We start from the raw sequence: 19,459 nt of genomic DNA, 5'->3' as shown, positions 1-19,459 counted from the left end.
GTGAACGAACTCGGAAACACTACACCCGGTAGCTGACCGGGTACCGTCAGGTCCGCGGCACCACGGTCATCGGCAGCCGGTTCGGCTGCATGGTGGCCTTCAGTTGCGCGCGGACCTTCTTGCCCGGCACCGGAACCAGCCGCCAGCGCGCCCCGATCGTGGCGGCGACGACGCCGATCTCCGTCGGCGCGAACACGTGCCCCGGGCACAGCCGCGCACCCGCGCCGAACGGGATGTACGCGCCCTTCGGCAGTTCCGCGGATTCGCCGGGCGTCCAGCGGTCCGGGTCGAAGCGCTCCGGATCGGGGAACCAGCGCGGGTCACGGTGCAGGGTGTGCTGGCTGACCGCGACCTCGCTGCCCGCCCGGATGGTGACGCCGCCGAGCTCGACGTCTTCGCGGGCGCGGCGCATGAGGATCAGCGGCGGGGTGCGGCGCACGATCTCGTTGACGATCTGGTGCGTGTACACCAGGTCCGGCAGGTCCTCGAACCGCGCGGGCCGGCCGCCGAGCACCTGGTCGACCTCCGCGTGGAACCGCCGTTCGACCTCCGGGTGCTGCCCGAGCTCGTGGAAGAACCAGGCCAGCGCGACGGCGGTGGTCTCGGCGCCGGTGGTGAGGATCGTGATGACCTCGTCGTGCACCTGCCGGTCGGACATGCCCTCGCCGGTGTCCTCGTCGCGGGCCAGCAGCAGCATCGACAGCAGGTCGCCGTGGTCGGCTCCCTGTTCCCGGGCGGCCACCACGGTTTCGCCGATGACGGCACGCAGGCGCGCGGCCGCGGCGTCGAACTTCCGGTTCGGCGGGATCGGCAGCTTCTCCACGAATTTCGGAGAAAAAGCCCGGATCAGCACGTATTTCAGCATGATCGGAATCGAATGCTGGAGTTCCGCCAGTGCCTCGTCGCCGAGCGCGGTCGAGAAAAGCGTCTGGCCGGCGATCGTCAGCACGAGGTCTTGCATCCGCCGGTCGAACTGGACGACTTCGCCCGGCTGCCACGAGCTCGCCAGCTCGTCGGCCAGCTTCGTCATGGTGTTCTCGGCGTACCCCTCGATCCGCGTCCGGCCGAAGGCGGGCATCACCAGGCGGCGCTGGCGGCGGTTGAGCTCGCCGTTCGAGGTGGCCAAGCCGTCGCCGAAGAGCGGGCGCATCTTGTCGAAGACCAGGCCCTTGTCGAACTTGTCGGCGTCGGTGGCGAGCACCCGCCAGGACAGTTCCGGGGTCGTGACCACGTGCACCGGCAACGGACCGAGGCGGAGTTCGACGACATCTCCGTGCGCCGGAAGGGAAGTGAAGAGCTTCAACGGGTTGCGCAGCAGCGCCACCGTGTGCCCGAGCACGGGCAGGCGGCCGGGCACGGGACGCGCGTCGGTCATGTCGCGTCACACTAACGGGACGGTGTGCGCGCCGAGCGCGGGTCCACACGAACGGACGATGGCGCTACAATCCGTCGTCTCGAGCGGGCGTCTTGAGCGAGGGTGGGAGGTCCCGTGACCGGGGAACTGAGCTGGGTACCGCCGGAGATCGACACCACGGTGCCGAACCCGGCGCGGGTGTACGACTTCTGGCTCGACGGCGACCACAACTTCGCCGCCGACCGGGCGCTCGGGGAGCAGATCCTCAAGATCATGCCGGGCGTGCGCGACGCCGCCCGCCTCAACCGCGCGTTCCTGCGCCGCGCGGCCAAGTTCATGGTCGACTCCGGCGTCCGGCAGTTCCTGGACATCGGATCCGGTATCCCGACCGTGGGCAACCTGCACGAGATCGTCCAGCAGGCCGACCCGTCGTGCCGCGTGGTGTACGTCGACCGCGAGCCGGTGGCCGTCGCGCACAGCGAACTGCTGCTGCAGGACAACGAAAACTGCCTGGTGCTGCAGGCCGACCTGCGCGACGTCAACGACATCTTCGCCGGTGCGGGCAAGCTGCTGGACCTGGACCGGCCGGTCGGCGTGTTCATGTTGCTGCTGCTGCACTTCGTGCCGGACTCGTGGGACCCGGCGAGCATCCTGTCCCACTACCGCGACCGGCTGGCCCCGGGCAGTTTCCTGGCCGTGACGCACGTCGCGGCGGACTCCGAGGCGGGGCGCCTCGACGAGGCGGTCGAGGTGTACAAGAGCAACCAGGACCAGCAGAACCAGCCGGTCCCCCGCACGCACGACGAGGTGCTCGCCTTCTTCGACGGCTTCGAGATGGTCGAGCCGGGCGTGGTCGGCTGCGCGATGTGGAAGCCGGAAGGCGCCGGCGACATGTCCGACGACCCGGCGATCAACGCGCTCCCGTACGCCGGGGTCGGCCGGAAACCCTAGTCACCGCAGGGAGAACGCCGCCAGGTTCACCGGCCCGTCGAAGGTCAGGTACACGTCGTGGCGGCCGGTCGCCTTCGCCAGCGGGGCCGTCACCATCGTGTACGCGTACCGATCCCCGGTGGACGACACCGTCGCCGTGCCCAAGACCTGGCCGGTCGGGGAGTCCAGGCGGACCGTCACGCGCGCCGAGTCCACTGTGGACACCGAGGCCGCGAACCGCGACGGGCCGGAGAGCGCGACGTCCCGGTAGGCCAGCCAGCTCCCGGCCGTGGCCGCGACCGATGTCCCGGCGGTCTTCGACGTGTCGGTCAGCGTCGTCCCCGAGTAGTCGTCGAAGTTCTGCGCCGGGGTGGTACGGCTCAGGTCGCGCGGCGGGATCCGCTCCCCCGGAACGAACACCGGCTGCGCCGCGGAGAGGTCGGAAGCGTTGCGGCCCACCGCGAAGTCATAAGTACCCTGCTCGACCGCGGACCGGCCGAGCGAGGCGTTCCACGACGCCAGGTCCGCCACCGGCACGGAGAACTTCACCGAGCGTGTTTCGTGCGGCTTGAGCGTCACGCGGGTGAAGTCCCGCAACCGCTGCACGCCGGCCGCCTTCGAATACAGCTGGACGACGTCGGTCCCGGACCGCGCGCCCGTGTTGGTCACGTCCACACTTACCTGGACCGAAGAGCCGGCGCGGACCGCGTGCACCGAGCCGTACCGGAAGTTCGTGTAGCTCAGCCCGTACCCGAAGGGGTACAACGGCTTCCCGCGGTAGTACTGGTACGTCATCCCGGTCTTCGCGATGTCGTAGTCCAGGATGCTCGGCAGCCCCGCGTCGGACGCGTACCAGGTCTGCGTGAGCCGTCCGGTCGGGTCGTGGTCGCCGAACAGGACGTCGGCGACCGCGTGCCCGGTCTCCTGTCCCGCGTGGCTCGTCCACACGATCCCCGGCACGGACAGCGTGTCCCAGCCGGTCGTCGGGTAGCTGTTCTCCACCACGACGACGGTGTGCGGGTTCGCCTTCTGCACGGCTTCGATCAGCGCCCGTTGCGCCGGTGCCGGCGACGTGCTCGTCCGGTCGTTCGCCTCGCGGCCGTTGATGAACGGCATGCTGCCGACCACGACGACGGCCGTGTCCGCACCCCGCGCCGCCGCGACCGCGTCGGAGACGCCGCTGCGAAGCACGTCGCGGCCGAACTTCGTCGCGTGGGCCGCGTCGGGCGCGGAGATCGTGAGGACCCCGTCGGCGCCGACGACGGCGTAGCGGTTCGGGCCGAACCACGGCTCGGTGACCTCGTTGCCCGCGTACTCGAGCACGTAGCTGCCGTCGGGCTGCGGGTCGAGCTTGAGCTGCTGCTGCACGAACCACCCGGTCGGCTGGTCGACGTCGTTGACCAGGGCGCCACCGGAGTAGCCGAGGAACTTGCCGTTCGCCGCGGCACGCAGGGTGTTCTTGCCCGCGCCCCAGTCGTAGACGTCGAAGGACTCCGCCGTCCCCGCGGTGGTCCCGCCCGCGGTCACCTTGCCGGGCGACGCGGGCGCGGTCAGGTAGCGACCGGTGGCGAGGTCCTTGAGCGCGATCCGGTCGACGCCTTCGGACGACGCCACCGAGGTCCCGAGCCGTTCCGCGATGCCCTGCTTCGGCGTGACGCGGTACGGCATCGCGCCGCTGTACCAGTCTTCGTACAGCGTGTCGGACAGCGGGCCGACGACAGCCACCTTCTTCTTCGCCGGGTCGAGCGGAAGCGCGTTCGCGGTGTTGCGCAGCAGGACGACCTGCTCGTCCGCCACCTTGCGGGCGAGCGCCTGGTGCTCCGGGGAGTTGATGACCGCCGGGGTGATCTTCGCGTAGGGGTTGCGGCCCGGCGGGTCGAACTCGCCGAGCCGGAAGCGCAGCGACAGCAGGTGCCGGTCGGCCTTCTCGACGTCGGCCATGGTCAGCAGCCCGCGGGCCAGCGCTTCCTTCACGGCCTCGACGGTGATCGAGCCGTTCGTGTCGTTGTCGGTGAAGCTGTCGAGCCCGGCCTTGATGGCCGCTGCGTCCGCTTCCGCCTTGGTGGCGTAGTACTTCTCCGAGTTGACGAGGTTGGACGGGGCGCCCGCGTCGCTGACGACGGCGATGTCCTGCGGCGCCCACTTGCGCAGCAGGCCGCCGAGGTCGGGGCTGACGGTGTTCGGCCGCCCGTTGACCAGGTTGTACGACGGCATGACGCCGTTGGCCGCGCCGGCCTGGAGCGGGATCTTGAACGCCTGCTCGTCGTAGTCGTGCAGGATCTTCGGCGGCACGGAGGAGTTGCTGGTGTCGCGGCTGACCTCGTTGTTGTAGGCGAGGTAGTGCTTCAACGTCGGCGCGGCCCGCAGGTACCTCGGGTCGTCGCCCTGGATCCCGCGGCCGTACGCCGTCGCCAGCTCACCTGTGAGGTACGGGTCCTCGGAGTAGCTCTCCTCGTTGCGGCCCCACCGCGGGTCGCGCAGCAGGTTGACCACCGGCGCCCACAGGTTGAGCCCCCACAGCGTCGGGTTGCGCGCGTTGAAGCCACGCGCCTCCTGCCCGACGGCCGCGCCCACCTCCTTCACCAGTGCCGGGTCCCACGTCGACGCCAAGCCGATGGCTTGCGGGAACACGGTGCCGTCGGCCTTGACGACCGCGCCGTTGTTGTCGTAGTCGGTGGACCAGGCGACGCCGTGGAGCGCTTCGGTGCCGGTCTTGAACACGCCGATGCCCAGGCGCGGGATGGCGGGTTCGTACTGGTGCAGCAGCGAGATCTTCTCGTCGGCGGTCAGCCGGGACAGCAGGTCGTCGATCCGCGTGGCGAGGGGCAGCGCCGGGTCGCGGAACGGCATCGGCGGTGCCGCGAGCGCCGGCGCGGGCGCCAGCAGGAGGGTGGCGGCGACCACCGGGACGAGGGCACGGCGGAGCGGGGACTGGCGCACGGACGGCCTCCCGGATTCGTCGAATCGTTTCGACAGTGCGGCGCGGAACATTCGCGTCGAAGGTGAGGATGGGGACGACTATTACAGTCGTGTGAGCACGAGGTCAAGACTTCCTGGGAGCGCGCCCAGGAAGTCCGACGGGCTTCCAGAACTGCGCCTTGAGCTGCGGGAAGATCCCCTATCAGGCGCGTTCGACAGTTTCGACACGACCGTTTGTCGTCGAATGCGAATCGAATATCTTCCGACGGCGAATTCTGCTTGTGTTTCGAGCGGGTGTCCCTTACCTTCGTGCCATCGTCGATGCGCTTCGACAGAGTTCCGCTCCGTCACGTCCCCAGGAGGCCGCCCGTGGTCACGATCAACGACGTCGCCACGGCGGCGGGCGTGGCACCCAGCACGGTGTCGTACGTGATCAGCGGCAAGCGTTCGATCTCACCGAAAACCCGCCGGTTGGTCGAGGAGAGTATCCGCAAGCTCGGGTACCACCCGCACGCCGGGGCCCGCGCGCTCGCCAGCAGCAAGACGAACGTGCTCGCCCTGGTCGTGCCGCTGCGCACGGACCTCAACGTCGCCGTGGTCATGCAGTTCGTCGCCGCGGCGGTCACCGCGGCCCGCGCGCACGACCACGACCTGCTGCTGCTCACCAAGGACGAAGGCCCCGCCGCGCTGCAGCGGGTGGCGTCGTCGGCGATCGCCGACGCGCTGATGGTGATGGACGTCGAAGCCGCCGACCCGCGGGTGCCGATGCTCATCGCGCTCGACCTGCCGGTGGTGCTCATCGGCGTGCCCGACCACCCGGCCGGCCTGAGCTGCGTCGACCTGGACTTCACCGCCGCCGGCTCGGCGTGCGTCGCGCACCTGGCCGAGCTCGGCCACCGCTCGGTCGCGCTGATCGGTCCCTCCCCCGCGGTCTACCGGCGCGGCACGAGCTACGCGACGCGGTTCCTGCGCGGGTTCGACGACGCCGCGAAGAGCCACGGCGTCCGGGCGACGAACCGGCCGTGCGCCCACTCCTACGAAGCCGTGAGCGCCTGCCTCGACGACCTGCTCGCCGCCGACCCGGACCTGACCGGCCTGGTCGTGCACAACGAAGCCGTGCTCCCCGGGCTGCTTTCGGACCTGCGCCACCGCGGCCTGCGGGTGCCCGAAGACATCTCCGTCGTCGCCGTCTGCCCGGACACCATGGCCGAGCAGCACCCCGTCGCGCTCACGACGGTCGCCATCCCGGCCGAAGAGGTCGGGGCCCAGGCCGTCGAAATGACCATGCGCCGCCTCGCCGGCCACACCACTCCGGAGGTCCGGCTCCTCGGACCTCGTCTCACCCGGCGCGACAGCACCGCCGCGCCGCGAGCTTGACCCGGTTCTGCTCCAGCGTCGAAGGAGGATCACCATGTCCCTACCCCGTCGCGCCCTGATCCTGGCCGCGAGCGCCGCGCTCCTGGCCGCCTGCAGCCCCAGCCCCGCCACCCAGTCCACCGGCTCGGGTGCCGCGCCCGCCACCTCCATCACCGAACTCGACTACTACGCCGACGAGCAGGGTTCCGCGGCGTGGCAGAAGATCCTGGACGCCTGCGCGTCCCAGACCGGGATCAAGATCCAGCGCCAGACCGTGCCGACCGCGCAGATGCTGCCGAAGGTCCTGCAGGGCGCCAGTTCGAAGACGCTGCCGGACCTGCTGTTCACCGACAACCCGACGCTGCAGCAGGTCGCCGCGACCGGCGCGCTGACCCCGCTGGACGGCTACGGCATCACCACCGACGGCTACTACCCGAGCATCGTCAAGGCCGGGACCTACCAGAGCAAGGTGTACGGCGTCGCCCCCGGCGTCAACGGCCTCGCGCTGATCTACAACAAGGATCTCCTCACCGCCGCGGGGGTCGAGGCCCCGAAGACCTGGGACGAGCTGAAGGCCGCCGCGGCGAAGCTCACCAAGGACGGCAAGTACGGCCTCGCCTTCTCCGCGATCCCGTCCGAAGAGGGCACCTGGCAGTTCCTCCCGTTCTTCTGGAGCAACGGCGCCGAACTGTCCCGGCTGGACTCCGCGCAGTCCGTGAAAGCGCTTCAATTCGTCACGGACCTGGTGAACGCCGGATCGGCGTCGAAGTCCGTGGTGACGTGGAACCAGAACGACGTCGCCGACCAGTTCGTCGCCGGCAACGCGGCGATGATGATCAACGGGTCCTGGAACCTGGCCCGGCTCGACGAGCAGAAATCCCTGCACTACGGCGTCGTGCCGATCCCGGTGCCGCAGGCGGGCGCCAAGCCGGTGGTCGCGCTCGGCGGCGAGGTCGGCACCGTGCCGGTCACCAGCGGCCCGGCCCAGCAGGCGGCCGGCAAGGTGCTGTCCTGCATCCTCTCCGAGCCGACGATGCTCGAGTGGAGCAAAGCCCACGCCTACATCCCGTCGAAGACGGCCGCCGCGACCAAGTTCGGCGCGGAGCAGCCGGCGATGCAGGCGTTCGTCGACGAGGTCGGCACCGCCCGCTCCCGCACCGCCGAACTCGGCGAGAAGTACCCGAAGGTGTCCCAGGCGCTGGCCGACGCGCTGCAGGCGGCCCTGACCGGGAAGCAGCCCGCCGACCAGGCGTTGAAGGCCGCACAGCAGGCGAGCGGTTCGTGACGCTGGTGGCCCCGGCCGTCGCGGCACCTCCCCGCGCCGGCCGGAAACCCCGGCGGGACAACCGGTTCTCCGCGTGGCTGTTCCTGCTTCCGGCTTTGGCCTACATCGTCGTGTTCTTCGGCTACCCGCTCGCCGCGAACGTCGTGATGAGCACCCAGGACTACACGGTGAAGTCGTTTTACACCGGCGAAGCTCCCTTCGTCGGCTTCGCCAACTACGCCGCCGTCTTCGACAACCCGCTCTTCTCGACGGCGGTCGTCAACACCGTCCTGTTCACCGCCGGCTCGCTCGTCTTCCAGTTCGGCATCGGCCTCGCACTCGCGGTCTTCTTCAGCGGCCGCTTCCTCGGCAGCGCGCTGCTGCGGTCGCTGCTCCTGCTGCCCTGGTTGCTGCCGCTGGTGGTCAGCGGTGCGGTCTGGCGGTGGATGTTCGACGAGGACCACGGCGTGCTGAACGCGGCCCTGCGGCTCGTGGGCCTGGACGCGGTGCCGTGGCTGAGCAGCACCGGCTGGGCACTGCCCGCGGTGATCCTCACCAACATCTGGATCGGCATCCCGTTCAACCTGGTGATCCTGCACGGCGGGCTGCGCGCGATCCCCGCGTCGCTCTACGAAGCCGCGTCGCTGGACGGCGCGGGCCCGTGGCAGCGGTTCCGGCACGTCACCTGGCCGCTGCTGCGGCCGGTCACCGGGATCGTGCTCATGCTCGGGCTGGTCTACACGATCAAGGTGTTCGACGTGATCATGGTCGTCACCGGCGGCGGGCCGGCCAACGCGACCCAGACGCTCACGACGTGGTCCTACCGATTGAGCTTCGGGGACTTCGCGTTCGGGCAGGGCGCCGCCGTCGGCAACGTCCTCATCCTGGTGGCGACGGCGTTCGGGCTGCTGTACCTGCGCTCGGCGAAGGCGACCCTGGCCGAGGCGGCGGCGTGAAAGCCCGGACGGTGTTCGGCGTCCTGATCGTCGCGGTCCTGCTGTTCCCGCTGTACTGGATGGTCAACGCCTCCCTGCAGCCCAGCGGCGCGCTGCTGCGCCCGGACCCGGCGTTCGTGCCCGTCGACGGCACCCTGGACGGTTATCGCAAAGCGTTGTCCTCCCAGGGGCCGCACCTGCTCTCCAGCGTCGTCGTCGCCCTCGGCACCGTGCTCGTGTCGCTGGTGATCGCCGCGCCGGCGTCGTACGCGCTGGCCCAGCTGAAGGTCCGTGGCGGGCCGGTGCTGGTGTTCGTGCTGCTCATCGTGCAGATGATCCCCGGGATCGTGATGGCGAACGCGCTCTACACGGTGTTCGGCAACCTCGGCCTGATCGACAACTACCTCGGACTGGTGCTCGCCGACTCGACCGCGACGATCCCGTTCGCCATCCTCCTGTTGCGGGCGTTCATGATCTCCGTGCCACGGGAGCTCACCGAAGCGTCGCGAGTGGACGGTGCCGGCCACTGGCGGACGTTCCGCTCGATCATCCTCCCGGTCAGCCGCAACGCGCTCGTCACCGCCGGGCTTTTCTCGTTCCTGTTCGCCTGGGCGGACTTCCTCTTCGCCGTCACCCTCACCACCGGGCAGTCGTTCGAGCCCATCACCGTGGGCATCTACCGGTTCGTCGGCAACCAGTCCGCCGACTGGAACGGGATCATGGCCACCGCCGTCCTCGCCGCGGTCCCCGCGGCCGTCCTGCTCGTCGTGGCCCAGCGGTACGTCGTCGCCGGGCTGACCAGCGGCGCCGTCAAAGACTAAGGAGTCCGCGTGATCACGTCCGAAGACGGCCGCACGCTCGAAGTCACCGTGCGGCACGAAGTCCTGCGCGTCGAACCCTGGGGCGAGGGCAGCCTGCGCGTACGCGCCGGCCGGCACCGCATCCTCGACGACGTGCCGGGGGCGCTGCTGCCCGCGAAGCCGTCGGCCGCCACCGCGTCGGTCGACGAGCGGATCGGCAAGGTCGTCAACGGCCCGCTCACCGCGATCGTCGAGATCGCCGACACCGACACCGGGATCGACGCGCAGCTGCGGTTCGTCCGGACCGGCACCGGCGAGGAGCTGCTTTCCGAGCAGCGCGCGCACTTCTGGTGGCCCGGCGCCCGGCTGTTCATGCCGTCGCGCAACGGGTACGGCCGCCTCGAACAGCGGTTCACCGCCTACGACGACGAGCGGGTCTACGGCCTCGGCCAGCACACGCACGGCCGGCTCGACCAGAAGGGCCTCGTACTCGACCTGGTGCAGCGCAACGCCGAGGTGTCGGTACCGTTCCTGCTGTCCAGCCGCGGCTACGGGTTCCTGTGGAACAACCCGGCGGTCGGCCGGGTGGAGCTGGCGGCCAACGGCACCCGCTGGGTCGCCGACGACGCCCGTCAGCTCGACTACTGGGTCACCACCGGCGACGGACCGAAGGAGATCCTCGGCCACTACGCCGACGCGACCGGGTACGCGCCGATGCTGCCGGAGTGGGCAGCCGGGTTCTGGCAGTCGAAGCTGCGGTACCAGACCCAGGACGAGCTCCTTTCCGTGGCGCGCGAGTACCACGCGCGCGGGCTGCCGCTTTCGGTGATCGTGGCGGACTTCTTCCACTGGACGCACCTCGGCGACTGGAAGTTCGACCCGGCGGAGTGGCCCGACCCGGCCGCGATGGTGCGGGAGCTTGCCGACCTGGGCGTCAAGCTGATGGTGTCGGTGTGGCCGTCGGTCAGCCCGCTGTCGTCGAACTACCGCGAGCTGCACGAGCGGGGGCTGCTGGTCGCCGCCGAGAGCGGGGTCCCGGCGCACGCGCCGTGGAAGGACAAGGGGTTCGACGTCGAGATGCCGGTGGCGTTCTACGACGCGACCAACCCGGCGGCGCGGCGGTTCGTCTGGTCGAAGGTCAAGGAGAACTACTACGACCTGGGCGTGCGCGCGTGGTGGCTGGACGGCGACGAGCCGGAGATCCAGCCCGGTCACCCGCACAACCTCGGCTTCCACGCCGGCCCGGGCGCGGAGGTGTTCAACCTGTACCCGCAGGCGAACGCGCAGACGTTCCACGACGGCATCCGCGCCGAGGGCGACGACGAGGTGGTGCTGCTGTCCCGCTCGGCGTGGGCGGGCAGCCAGCGCTTCGGGGCCGCGTTGTGGTCGGGTGACGTCCCGGCGACGTGGGCGTCGCTGCGGACGCAGGTCCGGGCCGGGCTGAACGTGGCGCTGGCCGGGATCCCGTGGTGGACCACGGACATCGGCGGCTTCCACGGCGGCGACCCGTCGTCGCCCGCCTACCGGGAACTGATGGTCCGGTGGTTCCAGTACGGCGTGTTCTGCCCCCTGTTCCGCCTGCACGGCTTCCGCGACCCGCGGCCGCCGTTCGGCCCTTCGATGACGGGCGGGCCCAACGAAGCCTGGTCCTACGGTCCGGATGCGCTGACGGCGATCACGGCGGCGCTGCGGCTGCGGGAGCGGCTGCGGCCGTACCTGATGGCCCAGATGCGGGTGGCGCACGAGCAGGGCGTCCCCCCGATGCGGCCGCTGTTCGTCGACTTCCCCGCGGACGCGGCGGCGTGGGACGTGACCGACGAGTTCCTGCTGGGGCCGGATGTGCTGGTGGCGCCGGTGCTCTCGCCCGGGCTGACCGCACGGCGCGTGTACCTGCCCACCGGAGCCGTGTGGACGGACGCGGTGACCGGCTCGCGCCACGAAGGCGGAGTCACCATCGAGGCGCCGGCACCGGCCGACCGCATCCCGGTCTTCCTGCGGGACGACGCTGACGTGCCGATCACCGGTCGTGAGTGAGAAACAGCGTTCTAACCCTGTTTCCCACTCACGACCTCGGCCCACAGGCCCGGCTTGAGCGGCCGTGGCGGACCGGGCGACCAGCCCGTCGGCCACTGCCGGACCGCGTACACGTCCGTGCGGGCGTGGGCGCGGGGGAACCGGAACCGGTCGGCCGTCGCTCCCGTGAAGTCGGCGTGCCCGCCGAACCGGGCGCCGCCGAAGAAGGCGTCCGCCGCGAACCGTGCGCCGCGGAACGTCGTGCGTCCCGCGAAACCGGCACCCGCGAACGAGACGTCGTCGGCGAACACCACCTCCGAGAAGTCCGTGCGGGCCGAAAACCGGGCTTCGTCGAACCACATCGCGCGGCCCGCGGTCGCCCGCGTGAACTCCGCGCTTCCGGTGAAGGTCGCGTTCTCGAAGTCCGCGCCGACGCCGAACCGCGCGCCCCTGAACCAGGCGTGGCGGGCGAAGCACGCCTCCTCGAAGCACGCCAGGCCGGTGAAGACCACCCCGTCGAAGCGGGCGTCGCCGACGAAACGCACGCTGCGGAACACGACGTCGAGGAGCTCGCACCCGCGCAGGTCCACGTCGTGCAGGACGACGTGCTCGGCGCGCAGGTACATCCCGGGCCAGAAGCGCGGCGAGTCCCGCCGCAGGTGCGGGAGCAGGAGGCGCCACAGCTCGGCCTGCCACGCCGGCTGGTCGTGCCAGCGGTAGCGGAGCTGGGCGGCGATCTCGTCGACGCAGTCCTGGCGCCGCACGGGGTCGGCGTCGGCCCGCCCGGCGAGGTCGGCCAGCGCGGCCAGCCGGACGGAGTACTCGTCGGCCAGCAGCCGCGCGGTGACCTCGGGCTCCGGCGGCGCCGCCGGCGTGAGCACCTGGACCGGCGGGCTCCGGCGGAGGATCAGCCACGCCGTGACCGCGCCGGACACCGCACCGATGAGCGCGAGGACCGCGAAGGGCGTGACCGTGGACATGCCGGGATTGTCCCGTCTCGCCCCGTTTCGCGACAACGGATTAAAGTGGACCTGTGAGTCCAAAGCTGACCCCGAAGGGCGCCGCGACGCGGCAGCGGATCATCGAAGGCGCCGCGGCGGAGATCCGCGAGCGCGGCGTCGCCGTCACGACGCTCGACGACGTCCGGACGCGGACGCGCACCAGCAAGAGCCAGCTCTTCCACTACTTCCCCGACGGCAAGGAAGAGCTCCTGCTGGCGGTGGCGCAGTTCGAAGCCGGCCAGGTGATGGCGGCCCAGCAGCCGCAGCTCGGCGAGCTGACATCGTGGGCGGCGTGGAAGCGCTGGCGCGACACGGTCGTCTCGCACTACCGCGAGCGGGGTCAGTACTGCCCGCTCAACGTCCTGATCTCCCAGCTCGGCCGCGCGACGCCGGGAGCGCAGGCGGTGGTGAGCGAGCTGCTGCGCGCCTGGCAGGACGAGCTCGAGGCGGGTATCCGCCGGATGCAGGACGCGGGTGAGGTGAGCCCGCGCCTGAACTCCGGACGCACCGCGGCCGCCCTGCTGGCGGGACTGCAGGGCGGCGTGGTGGTGATGCTGTCGACCGGCGGCATCGAGCACCTGGAAGCGGCGCTCGACGTCGGGATCGAAAACCTGCGGGCGAGCGGGAACCGGAGCTGAGCCCGGTTCCCGCTCCCGGGATCAGGCGTTCTTGATCGCCGAGATCTCGAACTCGAGGGTGACCTTGTCGCTGACCAGGACACCGCCGGTCTCGAGGGCGGCGTTCCAGGTGATGCCGTAGTCCTTGCGGCTGATCGTGGTCGAGCCCTCGAAGCCGATCCGGTCGTTGCCGAACGGGTCCTTGGCGGAGCCCTCGAACTCGAACGGAATCGTGACCGAACGGGTGACGTCCTTGATCGTCAGGTCGCCGGTGACGTCGAAGGACGTGTCGCCGGTCTGCTTGATCTCGGTCGTGGTGAAGGTGATGGTGGGGTACTCGTCCATCGACAGGAAGTCGTTGCTCTTCAGGTGCCCGTCGCGGTCCGCGTTGCGGGTGTCGATGCTGTGTGCCTGGATGGTGACCTGGGCGGAGGACTTCTCCGGGGCGTCACCGTCGATCGTCGCGGTTCCGGTGAACTCGTTGAAGCTGCCGCGGACCTTGGTCACCATGGCGTGCCGGGCGACGAACCCGATCCGCGAGTGGGCGGCGTCCAGGGTGTACTCACCGGTCAGCTGGGGGTAGGTGGTCGCGCTGGTCATGCTGGCTTCTCTCCTCCGTGTGGTCCCCCAGGTGATTGAGGGTTCAACAACACTGTACTCACATTTACTGGTTGCGCAAGCAAGCTTTCGCTAGACTCGCCGATATGGGTGAACCGTACGCGCTCGATCCCGACGAAGCCCCGTTCTGGCGGTCGCTGATGCGCATCACGACCGCGCTGCCGCGGGCGCTCGAGGACCAGTTCCTCCCCGAGACGGGCCTCGCGATCACCGACTACGGCGTGCTGGTCGCGCTGTCCGAAGCGCCGGACCACCTGCTCCGCATCTCGGCGCTGGCCGCGACCACCGGGCTGTCGCTGAGCCGGATCAGCCGGGTCGTCGACGACCTCACCCGCCGCGGCCTGGTCGAGAAGCGCAAGTGCGCCGAGGACGGGCGCGCGTCCAACGCCGTGCTGACCGACGCCGGATTGACCAGACTGGAGGCGGCCTACCCGGGCCACCTCGCCCGGGCGCGGGCTTCGGTGTTCGACCACCTGAGCGCCGAGGACATCCGCACGGCCGGGCCGGTGCTGGCCCGGCTGGCCGCGGCGCTCGACGCCGCTCCCCCGACCGACGACTGCTGAAGGACGCGATGAGCGACAAGGGCGAGTACCAGCGGGATCTGAACTACATCCCGGACCGCATCACTGCCGACGGCCGCGACGGCTGGCCGGTCGAGCCCGGCCGCTACCGGTTGATCGTCGCCCGTGCCTGCCCGTGGGCCAACCGCGCGGTGATCGTGCGGCGCCTGCTCGGCCTCGAGCCGGTGCTGTCCATGGGCATCGCCGGGCCGGTGCACGACGAGCGGAGCTGGAGCTTCGACCTCGACCCGGACGGGCGCGACCCGGTGCTCGGCATCGAGCGGCTGCAGGAGGCGTTCTTCAAGCGCGACCCGGACTACCCGCGCGGCATCACCGTGCCGGCGTTCGTCGACGTCCCGAGCGGCCAGGTCGTCACGAACGACTTCGCGCAGATGACGCTGGACATGTCCACCGAGTGGACCGCGTACCACCGCGCCGGCGCGCCCGAGCTGTACCCGGAGAAGCTGCGGGACGAGATCGACGACGTCGCGCAGAAGGTCTTCACCGACGTCAACAACGCGGTCTACCAGTGCGGTTTCGCCCGTTCCCAGGAGGCGTACGACCACTCGTACACCAAGCTGTTCTCGCGCCTGGACTGGCTGTCGGAGCGGCTCGCGGACCAGCGTTACCTGGTCGGCGACACGATCACGGAGGCCGACGTCCGGCTGTTCACCACGCTCGTCCGGTTCGACGCGGTCTACCACGGCCACTTCAAGTGCAACCGGCAGAAGCTCACCGAGCTGCCGGTGCTGTGGGCGTACACGCGCGATCTGTTCCAGACGCCCGGGTTCGGCGACACGATCGACTTCCCGCAGATCAAGGAGCACTACTACGTGGTGCACAAGAACGTGAACCCGAGCGGGATCGTGCCGCTGGGGCCGGACGTGTCCGGCTGGCTGACGCCGCACGACCGCGAGCAGCTGGGCGGCCGGCCCTTCGGCGACGGCACCCCGCCGGGCCCGCCCGTGGAGTCCGAAAGGGTGCCCGCGCTCTAGGTTCCGGGCTACGGTGATCGCCATGGAACGCCTGCGCGATCGCCGGATCCTGGTCACCGGTGCCGGCTCCGGCATCGGCCGGGCCACCACCTTCCGCCTGATGGACGAGGGGGCGTGGGTCATCGGCACCGACGTCTCCGAAGAGGGGCTGATCGAGACCCAGAAAGCCGCGCCGCGCGGAGGCTTGACGACGTACGTCATGGACGTGGCCGACGAGGAGTCGGTGGCGTTCGGGGTGAGGTCGGCGGTCGACGCGCTCGGCGGCCTCGACGTGGTGGTCAACGCGGCGGGCATCCTGCTGGCGTCGCACACGCACGAGACGTCCCTGGAGCTGTGGAACCGGGTGCTGGCGGTCAACCTGACCGGCACGTTCCTGGTGACGCGGGCGGCCCTGCCGTCGCTGCTCGAGTCGGAGAACGGCGTGGTGGTCAACTTCAGCTCGACGTCGGCGTCGTTCGCCCACCCGTACATGGCGGCGTACTGCGCGAGCAAGGGCGGCATCCAGGCGTTCACGCATTCGCTGGCCCTGGAGTACAGCAAGCAGGGCCTGCGCGCGGTGAGCATCGCCCCGGGCAGCGTGAAGAGCGGCATCACGGACTCGGCTTTGAGCTGGCTGCCGCAGAACATCGACGTGTCGCTGTTCGCGCGGTTGCTCCCGATCCTCCCGACGGACCACACGACCGAGGTGGGCAACCCGGTGGCGGACCCGGAGACGGTGGCGGGCGTGGTGGCGATGCTGGCCTCGGACGACGGCAGGTTCATCACGGGCACGGAAATCCGCATCGACGGCGGCACGCACACCTAAGTCGCGGCGGCATACCTCGCGGAGAGCACCCCAAGCCGTTCGGCCAGTTCCGGTGGCGACTCCACCTCGAACGCCACATCCAGCATCCCCACCACGAACGCCACGATGTCGTACGAATCGGACGCCAGCTCCAGCCGGCACGTCCGCGCATCGATCGCCGTCACCTCTCCCTCGACGCGCCCCGCCACCTCCGAAGCCGGGGCGTGGACGCGGAGAGAGCAGCGCAACGGCCACATCTCGCGGCCCATCGTCCGGGTCAGGTAAGCCGTCAGGTCGCCGTCGGGCGGGTCGCGGTGGGTGAACCTCGGGCCGTTCGGGGTGCGCAACGACACTCGGTCCGCGCGGAACGTGCGCCAGTCGTCGCGGGCGGTGTCCCAGCCGACCAGGTACCAGCGCCGGCCCCACGACACCAGCCGATGGGGCTCCACCGCGCGGCGGGACACGCTGCCGGCATGGTCCACGTAGTCGAAGCGCAGCGTCTCCGCCGCGCGAATCGCCGCCGACACCGCCGTCAAGACCGCCGGGTCCACCACCGGCCCGCGCGACGGCAGGGCCAGCATGCTCGCCTCCAACGCCGCGACGCGGTTCCGCAGCCGCGACGGCAGCACGCGCGACAGCTTGCTCGACGCCCGCAGCGACGCCTCACCCGAACCGGACGTGTGCAGGGCGATCGTCACCGCCACGGCTTCGTCGTCGTCCAGGAGCAGCGGCGGCAGCTCGGCGCCCGCGCCCAGGCGGTAGCCACCCACCGGGCCCAGCACCGCGTGCACCGGGTAGCCCAGCTCGCGCAGGCGGTCGACGTCCCGCCGCACGGTCCGGGTCGTGACGTCCAACCGTGAAGCCAGCTCCGTGCCCGACCAGTCGCGGTGCATCTGCAGCAGGGCCAGCAACCGCAGCAGCCGGCCGGAGGTTTCGCGCATGGTCCGATCTTCCCAGACGTCTAGGACCGAAACTGTCCTACACACGCGCCAGGCTGAGCGCATGGATCCCTTCCGCATCGACGTGCCGCAGGCCGACCTCGACGAACTGCACCACCGGCTCGCCCGCACCCGCTGGCCGGGCGAGCTGCCCGGCGCCGGCTGGGACTACGGCGTCAGCGAGCCTCACCTGCGCGAACTCGTCGAGTACTGGCAAACCGGCTTCGACTGGCGCGCCCAGGAGGCGCGGCTCAACGCGGTCCCGCAGTTCACGACCACGATCGACGGCCAGCGCGTGCACTTCCTGCACGTCCGCTCCCCCGAACCGGACGCGACGCCGCTGATCCTGACCCACGGCTGGCCGAGCACGGTCGCCGACTTCCTCGGCGTCCTCGGCCCGCTCACCGACCCGCGCGCCCACGGTGGCGACCCGGCGGACGCGTTCCACGTCGTCGCGCCGTCGGTGCCCGGCTTCGCCTTCTCCGGGCCGACGAACGACCGCGGCTGGAACACCCGCCGGACGGCCCGGGCGTGGGCCGAGCTGATGCGGCGGCTCGGCTACGAGCGCTACGGCGCCCAGGGCGGCGACTTCGGCAGCATCGTCTCGCCCGAGCTGGGCCGGACGGCGCCCGAGTCGGTGCTCGGCGTGCACGTCAACGCCGTCGCCAACGCCGGTGTCCCGACCGCGCCCGGCGACCTCGAGCGACTGTCCGAAGAGGACGCGAAGCGGGCGCGGGAGAACGAAGCGTGGTGGTACGGCCATTCCGGCTACGCCACCCAGATGGCCACCCGGCCGCAGACGCTCGCCTACGCGCTCAACGACTCCCCCGCCGGGCAGCTCGCGTGGAACCTGGAGTGGTTCGTGGACTGGGACCCGACCGCGACGAACCAGACGCCGGTGGACCGCGACGCGATCCTGACGAACGTGACGACCTTCTGGCTCACCGGTACCGCGGGCTCGGCCGCGCGCCTCTACCTGGAGGCGGGCCAGGACGGCTGGGGCGAACGGCCGGAACCGTCGGGCGTGCCGACGGCGGTGGCGAACTTCCGCGGCGACCACGCGATCCGCGGCCTGGCCGCGCTGTCGAACACCATCACGCGCTGGACGGAGTACGACACCGGCGGCCACTTCGCCTCGCTGCAGGCACCCGAAGCCCTCATCACCGACATCCGGGAGTTCTTCCGCGACCTCTAGTCCACAGTGGACACGGCACCGTCGAGCAACGGCCGCAGCTCCGCGACCACCGTGTCCAGGGGTGCGACGTCCTGGTGCGCCCGGGCCAGGACGATCGCGCCCTCCAAGGCGCTCAGCATGAGCACGGCCAGCGACGCGCTGCGGGCCACGGGCACGCCGTACTCCTCGAGGGTGGCCGCGACCGGACGCTGCCAGCCGTCGAACGCCTTGCCGACCGCTTCCCGCAGATCGTCGCTGGTGGCCGCCACGTCGGCGACCGTCGCGACCAGTGGGCAGCCCGCGTCGTAGCCCTGCGCCGTGAACTCGTCGCGCCACTGCCCGGCCATCGCCGCGAAGAGCTTGCCCGGCGTCGGATCCTCGATCTTCGCCGCGACGCGCGCGACGCGCCGGGCCGCGTAGCCGCCGGCCCACGTGACCGCTTCGGCGATCAGCTGGTCCTTACCGCCCGGGAAGTAGTGCTGCAGGGACCCCCGCGGCGCTTCGGCGTGCGCGACCACGTCCCGCATGCCGGTGGCCCCGACTCCGTGGATCCGCACCAGCTGCGCGGCACTGAGCACCATCCGCTCGCGCGGCGTCCTCGTCATCGCCTGCCTCCTTCATGACGTCTGTCATGGTAGCCCAGTCCGGCACGACCAGCGCGAAGTCCCGCTCGCCGCGTTCGTAGGCCGGCACCGGCCGGAAACCCTGGCGCAGCAACAGCGCTTCGGCACCCGCGTTGCCCGCCCACACGGTGCCGCGCACCGTCCAGCCCGGGAACCGCCCCGAAGCCCAGAGCCACCGCGCCAGCGCGCTCCCGATCCCCTGCCGCTGCCAGGGATCGGCGACGAGGATCCCGATCTCGGCCTCCCCCGGGGACACCGCGACGAAGTTGAGCAGTCCCACCGGAAGGCCGCCGCGAGTGGCGAGCAGGGCGGGCGCCCCGGCGAGCAGGAACCGGCCGTACCGCCGGAAGACCTCGCCCGGCTCGGCCGGCCCGCCCATCATGAAGCGCCGCCGGAGGCTGTCCGGCGAGCACGCCGCGACGAGCGCGGCCACGCACTCCCGGTCCGCCGGGCGGTCCCCCAGCTCCCGGACTTCTATGACAGCTGTCATAACTCCATGACAACATACTGCGGCGCGAACCACACTATGACGGCCGTCATAGTTCGACCGGACGACACGATTCTGCGACCATGCGCAC

Annotated in this window: 18 protein-coding genes; 11 read left to right on the top strand and 7 right to left on the bottom strand. The window is 70.7% G+C overall.

Features of this window, described 5'->3' with window-relative positions; translation table 11 throughout:
- Nucleotides 1-46: 46 nt before the first annotated feature.
- Nucleotides 47-1,375, bottom strand: a complete 1,329-nt coding sequence (locus AA23TX_RS18160; protein WP_155543684.1) for a cytochrome P450 — start codon at nucleotides 1,373-1,375, stop codon at nucleotides 47-49.
- A 114-nt stretch (nucleotides 1,376-1,489) separates the two neighbouring features.
- Here AA23TX_RS18160 and AA23TX_RS18155 point away from each other — a divergent pair, with 114 nt between their 5' ends.
- Entirely contained in the window at nucleotides 1,490-2,305 is an 816-nt protein-coding gene (locus tag AA23TX_RS18155) for an SAM-dependent methyltransferase (protein ID WP_155543683.1), read from the top strand.
- Here the strand turns inward: AA23TX_RS18155 and AA23TX_RS18150 are convergent, their stop codons facing one another.
- Nucleotides 2,306-5,224, bottom strand: a complete 2,919-nt coding sequence (locus AA23TX_RS18150; RefSeq protein WP_155543682.1) for a glycoside hydrolase family 3 protein — start codon at nucleotides 5,222-5,224, stop codon at nucleotides 2,306-2,308.
- A gap of 348 nt (nucleotides 5,225-5,572) precedes the next feature.
- Between AA23TX_RS18150 and AA23TX_RS18145 the strand changes: the two genes are divergently transcribed.
- From AA23TX_RS18145 to AA23TX_RS18125, 5 genes are read left to right on the top strand one after another with little or no spacing between them, the layout of a single operon-like run.
- Nucleotides 5,573-6,580 carry a LacI family DNA-binding transcriptional regulator gene (locus AA23TX_RS18145; protein ID WP_155543681.1) on the top strand — a complete coding sequence of 336 codons (1,008 nt, stop codon included), beginning with the start codon at nucleotides 5,573-5,575 and terminating at the stop codon, nucleotides 6,578-6,580.
- A 34-nt stretch (nucleotides 6,581-6,614) separates the two neighbouring features.
- Nucleotides 6,615-7,844, top strand: a complete 1,230-nt coding sequence (locus AA23TX_RS18140) for a sugar ABC transporter substrate-binding protein (RefSeq protein ID WP_155543680.1) — start codon at nucleotides 6,615-6,617, stop codon at nucleotides 7,842-7,844.
- The gene (locus AA23TX_RS18135; RefSeq protein WP_155543679.1) at nucleotides 7,841-8,779 is read left to right on the top strand and encodes a carbohydrate ABC transporter permease; all 939 of its coding nucleotides are present in this window, start codon (nucleotides 7,841-7,843) and stop codon (nucleotides 8,777-8,779) included. The genes AA23TX_RS18140 and AA23TX_RS18135 overlap by 4 nt, the downstream gene beginning before the upstream one ends.
- Nucleotides 8,776-9,579 (top strand): carbohydrate ABC transporter permease, encoded by an 804-nt coding sequence (locus tag AA23TX_RS18130; RefSeq protein WP_155543678.1) that lies wholly within the window; start codon nucleotides 8,776-8,778, stop codon nucleotides 9,577-9,579. The genes AA23TX_RS18135 and AA23TX_RS18130 overlap by 4 nt, the downstream gene beginning before the upstream one ends.
- A gap of 9 nt (nucleotides 9,580-9,588) precedes the next feature.
- Nucleotides 9,589-11,592 carry a glycoside hydrolase family 31 protein gene (locus tag AA23TX_RS18125; RefSeq protein WP_155543677.1) on the top strand — a complete coding sequence of 668 codons (2,004 nt, stop codon included), beginning with the start codon at nucleotides 9,589-9,591 and terminating at the stop codon, nucleotides 11,590-11,592.
- A gap of 11 nt (nucleotides 11,593-11,603) precedes the next feature.
- Here AA23TX_RS18125 and AA23TX_RS18120 read toward each other — a convergent pair whose 3' ends face one another.
- Entirely contained in the window at nucleotides 11,604-12,551 is a 948-nt protein-coding gene (locus AA23TX_RS18120) for a pentapeptide repeat-containing protein (protein ID WP_155543676.1), read from the bottom strand.
- Between the two features lie 53 nt (nucleotides 12,552-12,604).
- On the opposite strand from AA23TX_RS18120, the gene AA23TX_RS18115 reads away from it, so the two are divergent.
- The gene (locus AA23TX_RS18115; protein WP_155543675.1) at nucleotides 12,605-13,210 is read left to right on the top strand and encodes a TetR/AcrR family transcriptional regulator; all 606 of its coding nucleotides are present in this window, start codon (nucleotides 12,605-12,607) and stop codon (nucleotides 13,208-13,210) included.
- A 21-nt stretch (nucleotides 13,211-13,231) separates the two neighbouring features.
- On the opposite strand, the gene AA23TX_RS18110 is transcribed toward AA23TX_RS18115, so the two are convergent.
- Nucleotides 13,232-13,789 carry a YceI family protein gene (locus AA23TX_RS18110; RefSeq protein WP_155543674.1) on the bottom strand — a complete coding sequence of 186 codons (558 nt, stop codon included), beginning with the start codon at nucleotides 13,787-13,789 and terminating at the stop codon, nucleotides 13,232-13,234.
- Nucleotides 13,790-13,893: 104 nt separating this feature from the next.
- Between AA23TX_RS18110 and AA23TX_RS18105 the strand changes: the two genes are divergently transcribed.
- The 3 genes from AA23TX_RS18105 to AA23TX_RS18095 are packed head-to-tail and all read left to right on the top strand — an operon-like array spanning nucleotide 13,894 to nucleotide 16,167.
- On the top strand, nucleotides 13,894-14,370 hold the full coding sequence (locus AA23TX_RS18105) for a MarR family winged helix-turn-helix transcriptional regulator (protein ID WP_155543673.1): 477 nt from the start codon (nucleotides 13,894-13,896) through the stop codon (nucleotides 14,368-14,370).
- A gap of 8 nt (nucleotides 14,371-14,378) precedes the next feature.
- The gene (locus AA23TX_RS18100; RefSeq protein ID WP_155543672.1) at nucleotides 14,379-15,362 is read left to right on the top strand and encodes a glutathione S-transferase family protein; all 984 of its coding nucleotides are present in this window, start codon (nucleotides 14,379-14,381) and stop codon (nucleotides 15,360-15,362) included.
- A 22-nt stretch (nucleotides 15,363-15,384) separates the two neighbouring features.
- A complete protein-coding gene (locus tag AA23TX_RS18095; RefSeq protein ID WP_155543671.1) occupies nucleotides 15,385-16,167 on the top strand; it encodes an SDR family NAD(P)-dependent oxidoreductase in 783 nt (260 codons plus the stop codon).
- On the opposite strand, the gene AA23TX_RS18090 is transcribed toward AA23TX_RS18095, so the two are convergent.
- Nucleotides 16,164-17,087, bottom strand: coding sequence for a helix-turn-helix transcriptional regulator (locus AA23TX_RS18090; RefSeq protein ID WP_155543670.1), 924 nt, complete (start codon nucleotides 17,085-17,087; stop codon nucleotides 16,164-16,166). The two genes, AA23TX_RS18095 and AA23TX_RS18090, sit on opposite strands and share 4 nt — an antisense overlap.
- Nucleotides 17,088-17,148: 61 nt before the next feature.
- On the opposite strand from AA23TX_RS18090, the gene AA23TX_RS18085 reads away from it, so the two are divergent.
- The gene (locus AA23TX_RS18085) at nucleotides 17,149-18,279 is read left to right on the top strand and encodes an epoxide hydrolase family protein (RefSeq protein ID WP_155543669.1); all 1,131 of its coding nucleotides are present in this window, start codon (nucleotides 17,149-17,151) and stop codon (nucleotides 18,277-18,279) included.
- Here the strand turns inward: AA23TX_RS18085 and AA23TX_RS18080 are convergent.
- Nucleotides 18,276-18,785, bottom strand: a complete 510-nt coding sequence (locus AA23TX_RS18080) for a TetR/AcrR family transcriptional regulator (RefSeq protein ID WP_439328759.1) — start codon at nucleotides 18,783-18,785, stop codon at nucleotides 18,276-18,278. The two genes, AA23TX_RS18085 and AA23TX_RS18080, sit on opposite strands and share 4 nt — an antisense overlap.
- On the bottom strand, nucleotides 18,718-19,371 hold the full coding sequence (locus tag AA23TX_RS50205) for a GNAT family N-acetyltransferase (RefSeq protein WP_230862555.1): 654 nt from the start codon (nucleotides 19,369-19,371) through the stop codon (nucleotides 18,718-18,720). Before AA23TX_RS50205 ends, AA23TX_RS18080 begins: the two co-directional genes overlap by 68 nt.
- Nucleotides 19,372-19,459 lie beyond the last annotated feature (88 nt).

Origin of the sequence: Amycolatopsis camponoti, from assembly GCF_902497555.1 — a bacterium.
In the GTDB taxonomy this organism is placed as follows: Bacteria; Actinomycetota; Actinomycetes; order Mycobacteriales; family Pseudonocardiaceae; genus Amycolatopsis; species Amycolatopsis camponoti.
This window is presented reverse-complemented; position numbering and strand designations above follow the sequence as displayed.

Coding starts and splice junctions, on each gene's coding strand:
- AA23TX_RS18140 (WP_155543680.1), top strand. CDS start 6,615: ATGTCCCTACCCCGTCGCGCCCTGATCCTGGCCGCGAGCGCCGCGCTC.
- AA23TX_RS18160 (WP_155543684.1), bottom strand. CDS start 1,375: ATGACCGACGCGCGTCCCGTGCCCGGCCGCCTGCCCGTGCTCGGGCAC.
- AA23TX_RS50205 (WP_230862555.1), bottom strand. CDS start 19,371: ATGACAGCTGTCATAGAAGTCCGGGAGCTGGGGGACCGCCCGGCGGAC.
- AA23TX_RS18090 (WP_155543670.1), bottom strand. CDS start 17,087: ATGCGCGAAACCTCCGGCCGGCTGCTGCGGTTGCTGGCCCTGCTGCAG.
- AA23TX_RS18095 (WP_155543671.1), top strand. CDS start 15,385: ATGGAACGCCTGCGCGATCGCCGGATCCTGGTCACCGGTGCCGGCTCC.
- AA23TX_RS18100 (WP_155543672.1), top strand. CDS start 14,379: ATGAGCGACAAGGGCGAGTACCAGCGGGATCTGAACTACATCCCGGAC.
- AA23TX_RS18120 (WP_155543676.1), bottom strand. CDS start 12,551: ATGTCCACGGTCACGCCCTTCGCGGTCCTCGCGCTCATCGGTGCGGTG.
- AA23TX_RS18110 (WP_155543674.1), bottom strand. CDS start 13,789: ATGACCAGCGCGACCACCTACCCCCAGCTGACCGGTGAGTACACCCTG.
- AA23TX_RS18080 (WP_439328759.1), bottom strand. CDS start 18,785: ATGCGGGACGTGGTCGCGCACGCCGAAGCGCCGCGGGGGTCCCTGCAG.
- AA23TX_RS18105 (WP_155543673.1), top strand. CDS start 13,894: ATGGGTGAACCGTACGCGCTCGATCCCGACGAAGCCCCGTTCTGGCGG.
- AA23TX_RS18085 (WP_155543669.1), top strand. CDS start 17,149: ATGGATCCCTTCCGCATCGACGTGCCGCAGGCCGACCTCGACGAACTG.